This is a genomic window from Streptomyces sp. NPDC018031, assembly GCF_044327625.1.
Taxonomy (GTDB): Bacteria; Actinomycetota; Actinomycetes; order Streptomycetales; family Streptomycetaceae; genus Streptomyces.
The window spans coordinates 1,039,370-1,054,728 of the sequence record NZ_JBIRFT010000001.1 but is presented as its reverse complement, the minus strand read 5'-3'; the positions used below and the strand labels follow the sequence as shown (position 1 = coordinate 1,054,728).

Sequence of the window (15,359 nt, the reverse complement as noted above, 5' to 3'; positions counted from 1 at the left end):
CGGTGGTCCCGGCCCCGGTCGGGCCGGCCGGGCCGGCGGCCCCGGCTCCGGCCCGGCCGGTGGTGTCAGTCCTGGCCGGGGCCGGCGGGCGGGGGCGTCCGGGCCAGCCGGCGGACGATGCGCCGCAGCTGCTCGGTGTAGTGCTCCTGGAACTCGGGGGAGTCCGGTTCGAGACCGAAGACCCGGCGGACCGCGTGCGGCATGGTGACCGGGACCGAGACGGCGCCCATGAGCAGCAGCAGCACGGCGGCCGGGTCCAGCTCCGGGCCGACCTGGCCCTCCTCCTGGCGCCGCCGCAGGTCGCTCAGGTCCTCCCGCGTCTCCTCCCAGGCCTCGCCGGTGAGCGCCCGCCACACGGCGAGCCGCGTCCCCCGCGGGTCGGTGAAGGAGTGCCGCAGATAGGCGACGACGACCTCCTCCAGCGACAGCGCCGGGTCGTTGATCGCCTCCTCCTCGGCCTGCCACAGCCGGGCGAGCGCCCGGTACAGCCCTTCCTTGCCGCCGAAGTAGTAGTTGATCAGCTGCTTGTTGACCCCCGCCCGGTCGGCGATGTCCTGCACCCGCGCGCCCGCGTACCCCTTCGACGCGAACTCGTCCTTGGCCGCTTCCAGCAGCAGGCGGCGGGAGCGCTCGGCGTCGAGCTTGCGCTCCTCGGGGGCGGGGGCGCGACGGGGCCGCCTCGGCGGCTGCGGCATACGAGGACTTTCGGTCACCGGATCAGGGTAGCCGGGGCCATCCACCGCCTGATCTCCTTATCCAACTATTTGTTTGACAAGTTCATCCGGATGGTTGAACCATGGTCGGGACCTACCAAGCACTGCAAGCGGGGAGAACGTGATGATCGTGGTGACCGGGGCCACCGGGACGGTCGGCCGGTATCTGGTGGACGAACTGGTCGAGGCGGGGGTGAAGGTCTGCGCCCTCAGCCGGGATCCCGAGCGCGCCGGACTGCCCGCGGGGGTGCAGGTGGTACGCGCCGGTGACCTGCCGATGTGCGACGTCGCGGCGATCTTCCTCAACCCGGTGGTGGTGTGGGGGAGCGGCCCGGCGGAGTTCCTGCGGCAGGCCGCCTGGCACGGGGTGCGCCGGGTGGTCACCCTCTCGTCGTCCGCCGTCACCGAACCGCCCGGCACCGGGCCCGCCACCGGCGAGCCCGCACCCGGCGGCAACCCGATCGGCGCCCACCACCGCGAACTGGAGCGCGCCATCGAGGCGTCCGGCCTGGAGTGGACGCACCTGCGGCCCGGCGCGTTCGCGTCGAACGCGGCGGGCTGGGCGGACCAGATCCGCGCCGGTGACGTGGTCCGGGGGCCGTACGCCCGCGCCCAGCAGGCCCCGATCCACGAGGCGGACATCGCGGCGGTCGCCGCCCGCGCCCTGCTCACCGACGACCTCGTCGGCTCCGCCCCGGTGCTCACCGGGCCGGAGTCGCTGACCCTGGCCGAGCAGGTGCGCCTCGTCGGTGAGGCGATCGGCCGCCCGCTGCGCTACGAGGAGATCCCGCCCGAGGCGGCGCTGGAGCGGATGGTCGGCGGGCACCTCACGGCGGAGATCGCGGACTCGCTGCTCCGGATGTTCGCCGAGTCGGTCGACCGCCCGGCCGCCCTCTCGCCGGAGACCGAGCGGATCACCGGCCGGCCGGGCCGCACCTTCGCCCAGTGGGCCGGCGAGCGCGGTCCGGCGCTGTTCGGCTGAGCCGCGGCCGGCCCTGGCCGGAAACCGACGGAGTACCGGCGGGTGCCCGCCGGCCTCGGCGCCGCCCCCGGCCGGCATCCGGCCGGGGGCGACCCGCCCGCCGGTGAGGCCCGCGAGCCGCGGTCGCCGGGGCCGGGCCGGTGCCCGGCCCCGGCGGGTGCTCAGGACGCCTCCCTGGCCTTCCGGCCCGAGGCGCTCTTCTTGGCGGCGGGCTTCTTCGCGGCGGATTTCCCCGCGGCGGGCTTGCCGGCCGCGGTCTTCTTCGCCGTGGTCTTCCCGCCGGCGGTCTTCCCGGCCGCGGCCTTCTTCGCGGGCGCCTTCTCCGTACCGGCCGCCGCGCGCCCGCCGCCGGTGCGCTTGCCGGCCGTGCCTCCGGCGGTCTTCCCGGCCGGCGCCTCGTCCGCGTCCCCGCGGCCACGCAGCGCGGTGACCGTGGCCTTCTTCGCCCCGCCCGCCGCGGGTGCCTCGCCACGGGACCTGCGGGCGCTGCGGACGCTGTCCTGGAGCGCCGCCATCAGATCGACCACCTGCCCGGTGCCGGGCGCGGCGGCGGGCTCGGCGGCCGGGGCGGCCCCGGAGACCTTGGCGGCGACGAGTTCCTCCAGCGCCTCGTAGTACTCGTCGTGCAGGGACGCCAGGTCCACTTCGCCGAGCGTCGCCATCAGGGTGTCCGCGAGATCGAGTTCGGCTTCCTTCACCGTCACCTTGGCGGTGGGGGCCATGCCGGATCGGTCGCGCACCTCGTCCGGCCAGACCAGCCGGTGCACGGCGATGACGTCCCCGGCGACCCGCAGCATGCCCAGCCGTTCGCGTCCCCGGTGCGCGTACTTGGCGATCGCGACCTTGCCGCCGCGTTCGAGCGCCTCGCGCAGCAGGACGTACGGCTTGGCCGCGGCGGCTCCGTTGGCGCCCAGGTAGTAGGCGTCGGCCATCTGGAGGGGGTCGATGTCGCCGGCCGGGACGAAGGCCTCGATCTCCAGGGTGTGCGTGGTGGGCAGCGGCAGCGCGGCGAGGTCCTCGTCGGTGACCGGGATGAGGCTGCCGTCGGCGTCCTCGTACGCCTTGCCGATCTCGCCCGTGCCGACCTGCTCGTTCTCCAGCTCGCACACCTTGCGGTAGCGGATCCGGCCCTGGTCGGCGGTGTGGATCTGCTTGAAGGAGACCGTGTGGGACTCCTCGGTGGCCGCGTACATCTTGACGGGGATGCTGACCAGGCCGAATGAAATGGTGCCATTCCAGATGGATCGCATCATCAATCCCTTTCATGACCATTTCATGAGATTCTTATCGTATGCCGCCGATCACGGAGGTGGAGGGGCGACGACTGGCCCTCCGTAATCTCGACAAGGTCATCCATCCGGCCACCGGGACCACCAAGGGCGAGCTGCTGCACTACCTCGCGGCGACGGCGGACGCGCTGCTGCCGCATCTGCGCGGGCGGCCGCTGGCGTTCCTGCGCTATCCGGACGGCCCCGACGGGGAGAAGTTCTTCACCAAGAACCCGCCGCCGGGCACACCCGGCTGGGTGACCACCGCCGATGTCCCGCGCCATGAGGGGCGCACCGGGCGGCAGGTGCTCGTCCAGGACCTGCCCACGCTGATCTGGGCGGGCAACCTGGTCGTCGAGTTCCACGTGCCGATGTGGCGGGAGGACCAGGGGTACGGGCTCGCCGACCGGCTGGTGCTCGACCTCGACCCGGGGAGCCCCGCGACGATCGTGGAGTGCTGCCGGGTCGCGGGATGGCTCAGGCGGCGGCTGGAGCGGGACGGGCTGCGGGTGCACGCCAAGACCAGCGGATCCAAGGGGCTGCACCTGCTGGCGCCGCTGCGGCCGACCGCGTCCGGCGACGTCACCGCCTACGCCAAGCGGCTCGCCATCGAGGCCGAGCGGGCCCTGCCCGACCTGGCGCTGCACCGGATGAAGCGCGCCCTGCGGCCCGGGAAGGTCTTCGTGGACTTCAGCCAGAACACCGCGGCCAAGACCACCGCCGCCCCGTACACCCCGCGCGCCCAGCCCACTCCCACCGTCTCCACCCCGGTCACCTGGGACGAGGTCGAATCCTGCGACGCTCCCGAGCGGCTCGGCTTCCGCATCGAGGACATCCCGGCCCGCCTCGACCGGTACGGGGACCTGCTCGGCCCGCTCTTCGACCCCGGGCACGCCGCGCCGCTGCCGGCGGACTGACCGGGGCCGGCCGCCCCGCGGGCCCGCGCCGCCCCCGGCGCGGGCCCCGGCCCCTGCTCAGGCGCCGGATCCCGCGGTCGAGCGGTAGCACCCCGCCCGCGCGGCCGCCGCGGCCGCTTCGGCGGCGCGTTCCGCCGCGGCCTCGTCCAGCGGGGCGGCGCTGGTGAGCAGCCGGTAGTACAGGGGCGCCGAGACGGCGCGGATCACCTCGTGCCCGTCGGTGTCCGCCGGCAGTTCGCCGCGCTCGACGGCCTGCTGCACGCACGGGGCCCATTCGGCGATCCGGATCTCGTAGAAGCGGTGCAGGGCCTCCGCGGTCCTCGCGTCCGTGGTGGCCGCGGCGATCACCGCCTTGAACAGCGCGCCCTGGCGCCGGTCGGACAGGGTGCGCCGGACCAGCGAGGCGTTGGCCTTCAGGTCCTCCAGGAGCGAGCCGGTCTCGGTGCGCGGCAGCGACTGCTCGGCCATGTCGCTCAGCAGGTCGGCCACCAGGCCGGCCACGGTGCCCCACCGGCGGTACACGGTCGTCTTGCCGACGTCGGCGCGGCGCGCGATGTCGGCCAGGTCGAGCCGGGCGAACCCCTGCTCGGCCAGGGCGTCCCCGGCGGCCTCCAGTACCGCGGCCCGCACCCGCGCGGTGCGTCCTCCGGGGCGTACGGTTCCCGGCTCGGCACTCTCGATCCCCATAACGGGTCTCCAGTTCCATTAGAAGCGATCGTCTGTTACGTTGTACCCATCTTAAGGGGGCTCCGGTCCCGTTAACTGACGCTGGAGGGATCGACCATGGAGTACCGGCAGTTGGGCGCGTCCGGCCTGAAGGTTCCCGCGCTGAGCTTCGGAGCCGGCACGTTCGGCGGCCAGGGGCCGCTGTTCGGCGCCTGGGGCAACACCGACGCCGAGGAGGCGCGCCGGCTGGTCGACATCTGCCTGGAAGCGGGCATCACGATGTTCGACACCGCCGACGTGTACTCGGCCGGCGCCTCCGAGGAGGTGCTGGGCGCGGCCATCAAGGGCCGCCGCGACCAGGTCCTGGTGTCCACCAAGGCCGGCCTCCCGATGGGCGACGGCCCCGGGGACGCGGGCACCTCGCGGTCCCGCCTGATCAAGGCCACCGAGGACGCCCTGCGCCGGCTCGGCACCGACTACATCGACCTCTTCCAGCTGCACGCCTTCGACGCCGCCACCCCCGTCGAGGAGGTGCTGTCCACGCTCGACCAGCTGGTACGGGCCGGAAAGATCCGCTACACCGGCGTCTCCAACTTCGCCGGCTGGCAGCTGATGAAGTCGCTCGCCGCCGCCGACCGGCAGGGCTACCCGCGGCACGTGGCCCACCAGGTCTACTACTCGCTGGTCGGTCGCGACTACGAGTGGGAGCTGATGCCCCTCGGCCTCGACCAGGGCGTCGGCGCGATGGTGTGGAGCCCGCTGGGCTGGGGACGCCTCACCGGCAAGCTGCGCCGCGGCACCCCGATACCGGCGGACAGCCGGCTGCACCAGACCGCCGACTACGGCCCGCCGGTGGCGGACGAGGACCTGTTCCGCGTGGTCGACGCGCTCGACGAGGTCGCGGAGGAGACCGGGAAGACGATCCCGCAGGTCGCCATCAACTGGCTGCTGCGGCGCCCGACCGTCGCCACCGTCATCGTCGGCGCCCGCAACGAGGCGCAGCTGCGGCAGAACATCGGCGCCGTGGGCTGGGAACTGACCCCGGAGCAGGTCGCGAAGCTCGACGCGGCGAGCGGCAAGCCCGCGCCCTACCCCTACTTCCCCTACGAGCGCCAGGAGGGCTTCGCCCGCCTCAGCGCCCCGCTGTTCCCGTACCCGACGACCCCGGCGTCCTGACGGCCCACCCGTCCCGCCCGACCCGGCGGGATTCAGGTGCCTGTCGGCACGCCGCGTCAGAGCGTGTACGGGTCCTCGACGGCGGCGGCTGCCAGTCGGTCCAGGGCATCCCGGACGCCGACGGGAGCAGCCGTCGAGGTCCGCGCCTGCCGGGCGCTCGCCCGGAACAGGTTGAGCGTGCGCACCGACGCGGTCTCGCCGACGGCGGGAAGGAGGGAGAGGGCGAGCTCTTCCGCCTCCTGCCAAGCACGGAGACGCAGCAGGCCGTGGAGGAGGCGAGCGGCCGAGATGTTGCGGTACCCGACCTGCGGGCCGCCGTCCCGGTGCAGCGCGCGCCGCAGGTGGGGAATGCTCTCCGCGTAGTGTCCGGCGGTCTGCAGGGCGTACCCCTGGTGGCCGTCGATCTCGTTCGCGCTGACCCACCATGCCCACGGCGGGTCACCATGACGCTCCCCTTCGCTATGGAGCGACCGCGCCATGTCGAAGGAGCGCGTGCCTTCCGTGAACTGCCCGCCCTCCGTCAGCCCTTTCGCCTCACGCATGCGGAACAGGGCTTCGATGCGGGGTGACAGCCGAGTGCGCTCGATGACCGAACGGGCGATGGACAGCTCCTCCCGGTGGCGGCCCAGCCAGCCCGCATGCATGGCCATGTTCTGCAGCACGAGCAACTCGATCGAACGGTCCCCGGAAACCCGTGCCAGCATCAGCGCTTCCTGGTTGAACCGGCGCGCGGCGGCGTGCTTCTCCGCATCGAACAGGGCCCATCCCGCCACTTCGGCCAATTCAGCCGCCGCCGCCTGGATGTCGCGCTCGTGCTGCGGGTCGAAATCGCCCTCACCGAGCCGTCTGTGGACCGCCTTGAAGGCCCGTGCGGACATTTCCGCGATGGGCATGCCGCTGAACTCGTTGTCCAGGGCGACCAGGCGTGCGGAGGTCTCCCGGATGGCCTGTGCATATGCCGATCCCGCTGACGCACTCAGTAGCGGAGCGATGTCCGGGGCGGCCCCGGGGTCTTCCAGTCGTGCGGCGAGTTCGACCAGCGTGCCCTCCGCGTCGAGCAAGGCGTCCAGTGCCGCCGCGAGTTGGGGAGAGGGTGCCTGCTTTCCGGACACGACGCGCGACAGATAGGCGTGGTCATAGCTGAGCTGCCGAGCCGCCGCTCGCAGGCTCCACCCGCGCTCACGCAGCGCCGCCGCCACCCGACGTCCGAAGTCACCGCCGCTGCCCATGGGTTCAGCCTACTGGTCACCACGCTGTCACCGCCCAGTCACCACATGTGGCGGTCGTTCGAGAGAAGACTCTCCGTGCCAGGCAGGCACACCCTGCCGAGTCGATCGACTGGGGACGGGCGCATGAACGAGCACACGGCAACCGGCACCTCTCGCCGGGCACCGGTGGGTACGAACCGTGACCGGTTCGGGGCCGAAGTGGTGGACCGCGGCACATGGAACCCCCCGCACGGCCTGGACGTGGTGGTACTCCCCGCGGGCCGGTGGTGGAACGCGGTCCGCGTTCCGGCGGGGCTCGGTGAGCGGGTCCTGACCCTCCTGGGCGACGTCAGCGGACCCGTGATCCAGGACGGCGACCGGATGTACTGGCTCGTGCCCACGACCATGGCGCGGCGGCCGCCGATGCGGGACGTCACCGTCCTTCCCGCGGAGCACGGCCGGACCGTGTACCTGGGCGTGCCGCCGGCGCACCGGACCGCGGGCCCGGGGCTGTACTGGCGGGTCCCGGCCGAGCGTGAACCGACCGACCCGGACCTGCTGTTCGTCGCGTTGCGGATCGCGCTCAACACCCCGTCCGGGCCGTAGGCGGCCCGGTGGGCCGGAGGGCGGCTGCGGTGGGTGAACATGCCCCGGGGGCCCGGCCGCCGGCTCACCGCGGCCGTGTTCCGGCGGGTCACCCCGCACGAGGGGACCGGTCCGGCCGAAGCCTCGACGGCGGCCGATGGAGGGCGTGTTCATGTGGCGCAGATGTCACGCCGGGTCTTAACCAATGCGTTACACCGTGGTAGGTGTGGTGTCACAGTGATCGTTGAGGCTGGTGTCGTTCCGGCTGCCGCCGACGACAGCGCCCAGCCGTCACGTCCGACAGAAGTACGGTCCTCCCCCCACGATCCGACCAGGATGGGACCACAGAGATGCGGAATCCGCTGGGGCGCGTCCACGCGCTCCGGGGACGCCCCGCCGCGCGCCACCGCACATCGGGGTGGCGCCCGAAAGGGCAGTCCCCACCTGCCGAGACCACCGATCGGCACCGCCACGCGCGGTCGCCACGGGGCGGGGCCGCCACGGCCCGCGCCGCGCACCCCGGCCCGGCCGTGCGCCCGGCCGCCGGCCCGGCGTACCCGGGCCGCGCCGCCCGCCAACCGGCGGACCGGCCGCTGACCGGTCGAAGAACCGACCGCATCCGCTGAGCGCCCGCGCTCCGCGCCCCGCCCGCCCGCCACGCGAACCGGTCCACGACCGCGGGTACGCGTGACTCCGCGCGCCGTCCGAGCGGCGGTGGGGTCTTCCGGGCCCCCGGCCGCTCCGCCGTGCCCCGCCACGGCCGGCCGGCGGACCCGCCCCGGCAGCGGAACGCCCCGACGGCGGACTCGTCCCGGCGGCGGACCGGCCACGGTGGTGGACCCCCCGTCGGCGGACTCGTCCCGGTGGCGACCCGCCCCGGGCGGCAGTCCGTTCCGGCGGCAGTCCGTTCCGGCGGCGGACCCGCCACGGAGGCGCCCCGCCCGGTGCGTGCCGGCCGCGGGCATGCCGGCGGCCCCGCCGCCCGTGACCGCGTACCGTCCGGCGGCCACCGCCCGCCCGGGCCGCACCCGACGGTGCCGCGGACGCGCTCCGCATGCCCCGCCGGGTGCGGCCCCGGCCACCCGCCGGACGGGCGCGCCCCAGGACGTTCCCGCGCGCCCCGCGGCGGGCCGCCCGGCCCCGGCCCGGTCGCGCCCGCGGGCGGCGCGGGACGCGCTCCGGCGGACGGCCCGAGCGCGGGCGCGCTCCGGCGGACGGTCCGCACCCCCCGATGTGTACGGAAGGAACCCTTCAGGTGCTCACTTCGCACCCCGTGAACCCCGGCCCGATACCCGGGACGGACGATGCGGGTGACGGCCCGTCGTCGCCGTCGCCCGGATCGGTGCCGTCACCCCCGGCGCAGCGTTCCGTCCCCGGCCCCCGGACACCGTCCGGGCCCGGCGGCGGCCGGATACTGGCCGTCGGCGCCCCCGGCCCGCGGCTCGACCGGCTCACCGCGACCCTGCGCGCCACCGGCCACGAGGTCAGCCACGCGCCCCCCGGCGACGTGGGGCGGCAGCTCCGGCAGGCCCCGCCGGACGCGATCGTCGCGCTGGACGAGGACACCGGGGACGGCACCGGACTCGACGCCGTCCGGGAAGTACGCGCCGCGCCCGCCGGCCGCGCCCTGCCGCTGCTCATGGTCGCGGCCGCACCGGGCCCCGAGAAGGTCGCCGACCTGCTGCGGCACGGGGCCGACGACTGCGTTCCCGACACCTCCGACCCGGTGGAGGTCTCGGCCCGGATCGAGGCCAAGCTCCGCCGGGTGCCGGTCCCCGTCGAGAACCTGCTGCGCGACCCGCGGACCGGGCTGTACTCACGGCCGCACTTCCTCGACGAACTCGACCGCGAGCTGCGCCGCCCGGCCACCGGGCGGCGCGGCGGTGTGATGGCCGTGGTCGGCGTCGCCGAGATGGGCGCGCTGGAGTCCCGGCTCGGGCCCCGGGTGCGGCGCGAGGTCGCCGAGCGGCTGGCCGGGGTGGCGGAGAAACTGGGCGGCCCCTGCGACCGGTTCGGCTGGGACGAGGACGGGCATCTGCTGATGCTGCTGCCCGGCGTCGACGAGGACACCGCCCGCCGCGCCCTGGAGCGGTTCGCCGCGGCCGCCGCCGGGACCCGGTTCATCGTCGCCGACGAGAACGTCCGGCTCACCCCGGCGGTCGGCTGGACACCGCTGGCCGGCTGCGCCGAACCGGTGCAGGCGGAGGAGCGCGCCCGGGCCGCGGCGGCCGAGGCGATCAGCCACCGCGATCTGCGTCCGGTGCGCTACGAGCCGACGATGCGCGGACCCCGGCACCGGCGGTCCTCCCGCGGCGCGGCGGTCCGCTCCCTGCTGGCGGTGCTCTCCCCGGCGGTCGTGCTGCTGGTCGGCGTGGGGCTGCCGTTCCTCCTCTACCAGCAGGCCTACCAGGCCGGCTGGGACCTCGGCTCCGCCATGTACTGGGTGGTGGTGACCGGACTGCTGGTCTCCGCGGTGCTCATCCTGCTGGAGTGCCTGTTCTCGCTCGACGCGCCGAGCCGCCCGGACCGGCCGGGGCAGCCCTATCCGCCGGCCAGCGCGGTCATCGCCGCCTACCTGCCGAACGAGGCCGCGACCATCGTCGACACGGTGGAGTCCTTCCTGGGCCTCCGCTACCCGGGCGAGCTGGAGATCGTGCTCGCCTACAACACGCCGCACCCGCTGCCGGTCGAGGACACCCTGCGCGAGATGGCCCGGCGCGACCCCCGCCTGGTGCTGCTCCCGGTGGCCGGCAGCACCTCCAAGGCGCAGAACGTCAACGCCGCGGTCACCCGGGTGCGCGGCGAGATGGTCGGGATCTTCGACGCCGACCACCACCCCGCCCCGGACGCCTTCCGGCACGCCTGGCACTGGCTGTCCAACGGCTACGACGTGGTGCAGGGCCACTGCGTGGTCCGCAACGGAGACAGCTCCTGGGTCGCCGAACTGGTCGCCGTGGAGTTCGAGGCGATCTACGCGGTCAGCCACCCGGGCCGCACCCGGCTCTACGGCTTCGGGGTGTTCGGCGGCTCCAACGGCTTCTGGCGCACCGACGTCCTCGCCCGGACCCGGATGCACGGCTCGATGCTCACCGAGGACATCGACTCCACCATGCGCGCGCTGGCCGACGGCGCGCGCTTCACCGTGGACCGCACCCTGATCTCGCGGGAACTCGCCCCCACCAGCCTCACCTCGCTGTGGAACCAGCGGTCGCGCTGGGCACAGGGCTGGCTCCAGGTCTCGCTCAAGCACCTCTGGCGGGCCCTGCGGTCCCCGGTGTTCGACCGCCGGCAGAAGGCCGGACTGCTGGTCCTCCTCGGCTGGCGGGAGATCCAGCCGTGGCTGACCCTGCAGATGCTGCCCGTGCTGGGCTTCGCCGTCTGGCGCGCGGGCGGTCCGGACCGGCTGGACTGGGCGGTGCCGGTGTGCCTGCTCGCCACGGCCTTCACCCTCTCGGCCGGGGTGGTGCAGGCCGCGTTCGCCCGGCGGCTCGCGGTGCCGGAGATCCGGCGGCGGCGCGGCTGGTTCTGGCGCTACGTGCTCACCACCACCTTCTTCTACACCCACTTCAAGAACATGCTCGCCCGGCAGGCGTGCCTGAAGGAGGCGCTGGGGGAGCGGCAGTGGCGGGTCACCCCCCGGGCCGCGTCCGCCCCGAAGGCGGGGGGCCGGGCATGAGCGCCACCGACGGCCGGGCCACGGCCGCCCCGGCCCGCCCCCGGCGGGCCGGCCGGAAGGGCGCCGCCCCGGACCCGGCGGGCACCGGGACGGCGGGCGGCCCGCGCCCCCCGGAGGGCGCGCCGGCCCGCAGCCGGGCCCGGGAGATCGAGGGGTTCCGCGGGCTCGCCGCCCTGAGCACGGTGGTCTTCCACGTCTGGCAGCAGTACTTCCGCTACGACGCGGCCGGCTCCCACCCGCCGGTGTCCGACCCGTTCCTGGGCGCGCTGATCTCCCTGGAGGTCATCGACCTGTTCTTCGTGCTGTCCGCGTACCTGCTGACGCTCAGTTACGCGCGGGCGGCGATCGACGGCGGCTCCGTCCGGCCGGCCCGGGCCTTCCTCCACCGCCGGGCGGTCCGCATCGTCCCGCTGTACTTCCTGGCGGTCCTGGTCGTCTGGTCCCTCCGGAACCCCACCCTGCCGGGGAACTGGTCCGACCTGCTCGCGCACCTCACCTTCACCCATGTCTTCGACCGGGAGCAGATCTTCTACACCATCGGCCCCACCTGGTCGCTCTCCCTGGAGATGCTGTTCTACCTGGCGCTGGTGGTGCTGGGGCCGGCCGCCGTCCGTCTCTGCCGGCCGCTGCGGCGGCGCGCGGCCCGGGTGGCCGTCTGCGCGGCGGGCTGCGGGCTGCTGTACGTGCTGCCCGTCCTGTGGATCGCCGTCGCCCGCTACGGGTTCGGGGTGCCGCACACCGACTGGCCGGTGTACTTCGGGCCGCAGGCCCGCTTCGGGGGCTTCGCGGCCGGCATGGCGCTGGCGGTGCTGACCGTCGCCCTCGGCGAGCGCGGCAGGCCGGGCACCGGGCCGGTGGTGGCGCTGCGGCTGACCGCGCTGGCCTCCCTCTACACCCTGTCGCTGCTCACCACCCACCCGGAGAACGTCGCCAGCACCTTCTACCACCCGGCGGCGAGCCTGCTGTGGGCGGTGCTGCTGTACGCCACCGTGCACACGCGGACCCGCGGCCGGTGGCACCGGATGCTCTCCGCCCGGTGGCTGACCGCCACCGGACTGATCAGCTACAGCCTCTTCATCTGGCACGAGCCGATCATGCTGGAGCTGGCCCGGGCCGGTCTGCTGCCGGACGCCCAGGGGGGCTTCCCGGCGGCGGTGGCGGTCGTGCTGCTGGTCTCGGTGCCCGCGGCGGCGCTCAGCTACTGGCTCGTGGAGTACCCGTCGGGCCTGCTCGGCCGGCTCCGGGACGGCCGCGGCCGGCCCCGCGACTTCTACCGGCAGCCGGACCCGGCACCGGCCGGGACGCCGGCGGGGGCGTCGTCCGGGCCGCGGACGCCGGTGCCGGAGCGCTCCCCGCAACCGGCCGGCTGACGGCGGCCCCGGCGGCCCCGGCGGCCCCGGCGGTCGCGCCGCCGGGGGCCGCTCGCCGCGCAGGCCGCTCGCCGCGCAGGCCGCTCGCCGCGCAGGCCGCGCGGCGGGCGGCCCGCGGTGGCGGGCAGCGGACGTCCCGGCGGGTCAGGACACCTTCACCCAGTCCAGGCTCCGTTCCACCGCCTTCTTCCAGCCCGCGTAGCCCTCCGCGCGCCGCTCCTCGCTCCACTGCGGTTCCCAGCGCTTCGACTCCTGCCAGTGGGACCGCAGTTCGTCGGCGTCCCGCCAGAAGCCGGTGGCCAGCCCGGCGGCGTAGGCCGCGCCCAGCGCGGTGGTCTCGGCGACCACCGGACGGCTGACCGGGACGCCCAGCACATCGGCCTGGATCTGCATGCACAGGTCGTTGGCGGTCACCCCGCCGTCCACCCGGAGCACGTCCAGGTGCACCCCGGAGTCCTGCTCCATCGCCTCCACCACGTCACGGCTCTGGTAGCAGATGGCCTCCAGCGTGGCACGGGCCAGGTGTTCGCCGGTGTTGTACCGCGACAGGCCGACGATCGCGCCCCGGGCGTCGGAGCGCCAGTACGGGGCGAAGAGCCCGGAGAAGGCCGGCACGAAGTACGTGCCCCCGTTGTCCTCCACCGCGCGGGCCAGCCGCTCGCTCTCCGCCGCGTCCTTGATGATCTTCAGCTGGTCGCGGAGCCACTGCACCGCGGCCCCGGTGACGGCGATCGAGCCCTCCAGCGCGTAGACCGCCGGGCTGCCGTCGAACTGGTACGCCACCGTGGTCAGCAGGCCGGACCGGGAACGCACCAGCTCGGTGCCGGTGTTGAGGACCAGGAAGTTGCCGGTGCCGTAGGTGTTCTTCGCCTCGCCCGGGGTGAAGCAGACCTGCCCCACGGTCGCCGCCTGCTGGTCGCCGAGCACCCCCGCGATGGGGATCGCGGCGCGCAGCGGGCGGGAGGTACGGGCCTGCCCGAACGCCTCCGGATGCGCGGACGGATGGATGCGCGGCAGCATGGCGCGCGGCACCCCGAAGATCTGCAGCAGTTCGTCGTCCCAGTCCAGGGTCTCCAGGTCCATCAGCATGGTGCGGCTGGCGTTGGTGACGTCGGTGGCGTGCACCCCGCCGTCCGGACCGCCGGTCAGGTTCCACAGCACCCAGGCGTCCGTGTTGCCGAAGACGGCGTGCCCCTGTTCGGCCGCCTCCCGCAGCCCGTCGACGTTCTCCAGCAGCCACTTGAGCTTCCCGCCGGAGAAGTACGTCGCCGGCGGCAGCCCGGCCTTGCGCCGGATCACCTCGCCGTGCCCGTCCCGCTCCAGGGCGGCGGCGATCGCGTCGGTGCGGGTGTCCTGCCAGACGATGGCGTTGTAGTACGGGTGACCGGTGCGCGGGTCCCACACCACGGTGGTCTCCCGCTGGTTGGTGATGCCGATCGCGTGCAGGTCCGAGGCGGAGAGCCCGCCCGACCGGATGGCGTTCTGGATCACCGTGTTGGTGCGTTCCCAGATCTCCACCGGGTCGTGCTCGACCCACCCGGACCGCGGCAGGATCTGCCGGTGTTCGAGCTGGTGCCGGGCCACTTCGTTGCCGGAGTGGTCGAAGATCATGAACCGGGTGCTGGTGGTTCCCTGGTCCACCGCACCGACGAACTCGGGCATCGCTGCCGCCTCTCGTGCTCGGTCGGGCCGACGCGCCGCGCGTCAGGTCAGGTCGGGGGTGCGGCCGGGTTCCTGCATCTCCGGCACCGGGAGGAAGCGGCCGACGAAGAACTTGTAGAGCGCCGCGCCGAGGACGGCTCCGATCAGCGGGCCGACGATCGGCACCCAGAAGTACAGATCCCCGTACTGATCTCGCCAGGCTCCGCCGTAGCCGGTCAGGTACGACGCCAGCCGGGGGCCGAAGTCCCGCGCCGGGTTGATCGCGTATCCGGCGTCCGAACCCCAGGCCATACCGATCGCCACCACGATCAGCCCGATGATGAACGGGCCGAGGTTCGCCCCCGGCGGGGTGTTGAGCAGGTCGGTCACCGCGAAGATCAGCATCAGCAGGATCGCGGTGCCGATGATCTGGTCCCGGAACGCGCCCCACTCGCTGACCGGCAGCACGCCGTTGCCCGGCAGGGTGGAGAACACGCCCTGGGTCTTGATGGTGTGCCCGGGGTCGGCCGCGGCCAGCGTCTCGGTGTAGTTCCACCGCACCAGCAGCGCCGCGACGAACGCGCCGGCGGTCTGCGCCAGCGCGTACGGGGCGACCTTCTTCCAGGGGAAGCCCTTGAACATGGCGAGCGCCAGGGTGACCGCGGGGTTGATGTGGGCGCCGCTGAGCCGGGCGGCGACGTACACACCCAGGGTGACGCCGATGCCCCAGGCCCAGGCGATGCTGTCGTGGTCACCCAGCGCCCCCTCGGCCAGGAACCCGCCGGTCACCACCTGGGCGACGACGCCGCAGCCGAACAGGATCAGGATCATGGTGCCCGCGAACTCGGCGGACAGCTCACCGATGAGACCCGACCGTCTGGGCCGGGTCGTGTCTTCAGACATGGGTACCCGCTTCCCGAGGGGACGTGGAGGCGTGCCGGAACACGTCTCGTTCATCCTCGGCACGGGGTAGCGGTGTCCGCTCGCCGAGCGCACCCATCCGGTGGTCCCGTGCCGCCCGGGCCGCCGCCGCGGCCGCTTCTCCGGCGCGATCCGGACCGGGCCGCGCCGGGTTCCGCCGGCCCCGCCCCGCGCCGGACTGGAAGGCCCGCCCGGGAGGGTGCACGGTGGACACCAGCGCCCACCGACGCGAAGGA

At 74.2% G+C, this 15,359-nt stretch carries 12 protein-coding genes; 6 read left to right on the top strand and 6 right to left on the bottom strand.

Annotation, left to right across the window (positions count from 1 at the left end):
* Positions 1-65 precede the first annotated feature (65 nt).
* Complete coding sequence (locus tag ACH4B3_RS04455; protein WP_398461198.1) at positions 66-713, bottom strand: TetR family transcriptional regulator; 648 nt, start codon at positions 711-713, stop codon at positions 66-68.
* Between the two features lie 124 nt (positions 714-837).
* Between ACH4B3_RS04455 and ACH4B3_RS04450 the strand changes: the two genes are divergently transcribed.
* Positions 838-1,695 carry an SDR family oxidoreductase gene (locus tag ACH4B3_RS04450; protein WP_398461197.1) on the top strand — a complete coding sequence of 286 codons (858 nt, stop codon included), beginning with the start codon at positions 838-840 and terminating at the stop codon, positions 1,693-1,695.
* Between the two features lie 161 nt (positions 1,696-1,856).
* Here the strand turns inward: ACH4B3_RS04450 and ACH4B3_RS04445 are convergent, their stop codons facing one another.
* Positions 1,857-2,945, bottom strand: coding sequence for a Ku protein (locus ACH4B3_RS04445; RefSeq protein ID WP_398461196.1), 1,089 nt, complete (start codon positions 2,943-2,945; stop codon positions 1,857-1,859).
* 41 nt (positions 2,946-2,986) lie between these two features.
* On the opposite strand from ACH4B3_RS04445, the gene ligD reads away from it, so the two are divergent.
* On the top strand, positions 2,987-3,880 hold the full coding sequence (ligD, locus tag ACH4B3_RS04440) for a non-homologous end-joining DNA ligase (RefSeq protein ID WP_398461195.1): 894 nt from the start codon (positions 2,987-2,989) through the stop codon (positions 3,878-3,880).
* 57 nt (positions 3,881-3,937) lie between these two features.
* Here the strand turns inward: ligD and ACH4B3_RS04435 are convergent, their stop codons facing one another.
* Entirely contained in the window at positions 3,938-4,567 is a 630-nt protein-coding gene (locus tag ACH4B3_RS04435) for a TetR/AcrR family transcriptional regulator (protein ID WP_398461194.1), read from the bottom strand.
* A gap of 96 nt (positions 4,568-4,663) precedes the next feature.
* On the opposite strand from ACH4B3_RS04435, the gene ACH4B3_RS04430 reads away from it, so the two are divergent.
* Complete coding sequence (locus ACH4B3_RS04430) at positions 4,664-5,722, top strand: aldo/keto reductase (RefSeq protein ID WP_398461193.1); 1,059 nt, start codon at positions 4,664-4,666, stop codon at positions 5,720-5,722.
* 56 nt (positions 5,723-5,778) lie between these two features.
* Here the strand turns inward: ACH4B3_RS04430 and ACH4B3_RS04425 are convergent, their stop codons facing one another.
* Entirely contained in the window at positions 5,779-6,951 is a 1,173-nt protein-coding gene (locus tag ACH4B3_RS04425) for a multiprotein-bridging factor 1 family protein (protein WP_398461192.1), read from the bottom strand.
* 123 nt (positions 6,952-7,074) lie between these two features.
* Here ACH4B3_RS04425 and ACH4B3_RS04420 point away from each other — a divergent pair, with 123 nt between their 5' ends.
* The 3 genes from ACH4B3_RS04420 (at position 7,075) to ACH4B3_RS04410 (ending at position 12,561) form a co-directional block, all read left to right on the top strand.
* Positions 7,075-7,536, top strand: a complete 462-nt coding sequence (locus tag ACH4B3_RS04420; protein WP_398461191.1) for a hypothetical protein — start codon at positions 7,075-7,077, stop codon at positions 7,534-7,536.
* A 1,234-nt stretch (positions 7,537-8,770) separates the two neighbouring features.
* Entirely contained in the window at positions 8,771-11,191 is a 2,421-nt protein-coding gene (locus ACH4B3_RS04415) for a glycosyltransferase (protein ID WP_398461190.1), read from the top strand.
* Positions 11,188-12,561, top strand: coding sequence for an acyltransferase family protein (locus ACH4B3_RS04410; RefSeq protein ID WP_398461189.1), 1,374 nt, complete (start codon positions 11,188-11,190; stop codon positions 12,559-12,561). The genes ACH4B3_RS04415 and ACH4B3_RS04410 overlap by 4 nt, the downstream gene beginning before the upstream one ends.
* Positions 12,562-12,705: 144 nt before the next feature.
* On the opposite strand, the gene glpK is transcribed toward ACH4B3_RS04410, so the two are convergent.
* Positions 12,706-14,223 carry a glycerol kinase GlpK gene (glpK, locus tag ACH4B3_RS04405; protein WP_398461188.1) on the bottom strand — a complete coding sequence of 506 codons (1,518 nt, stop codon included), beginning with the start codon at positions 14,221-14,223 and terminating at the stop codon, positions 12,706-12,708.
* A 42-nt stretch (positions 14,224-14,265) separates the two neighbouring features.
* Positions 14,266-15,105: an MIP/aquaporin family protein gene (locus ACH4B3_RS04400; protein WP_398461187.1), complete on the bottom strand. Its 840-nt coding sequence runs from the start codon at positions 15,103-15,105 to the stop codon at positions 14,266-14,268.
* Positions 15,106-15,359 lie beyond the last annotated feature (254 nt).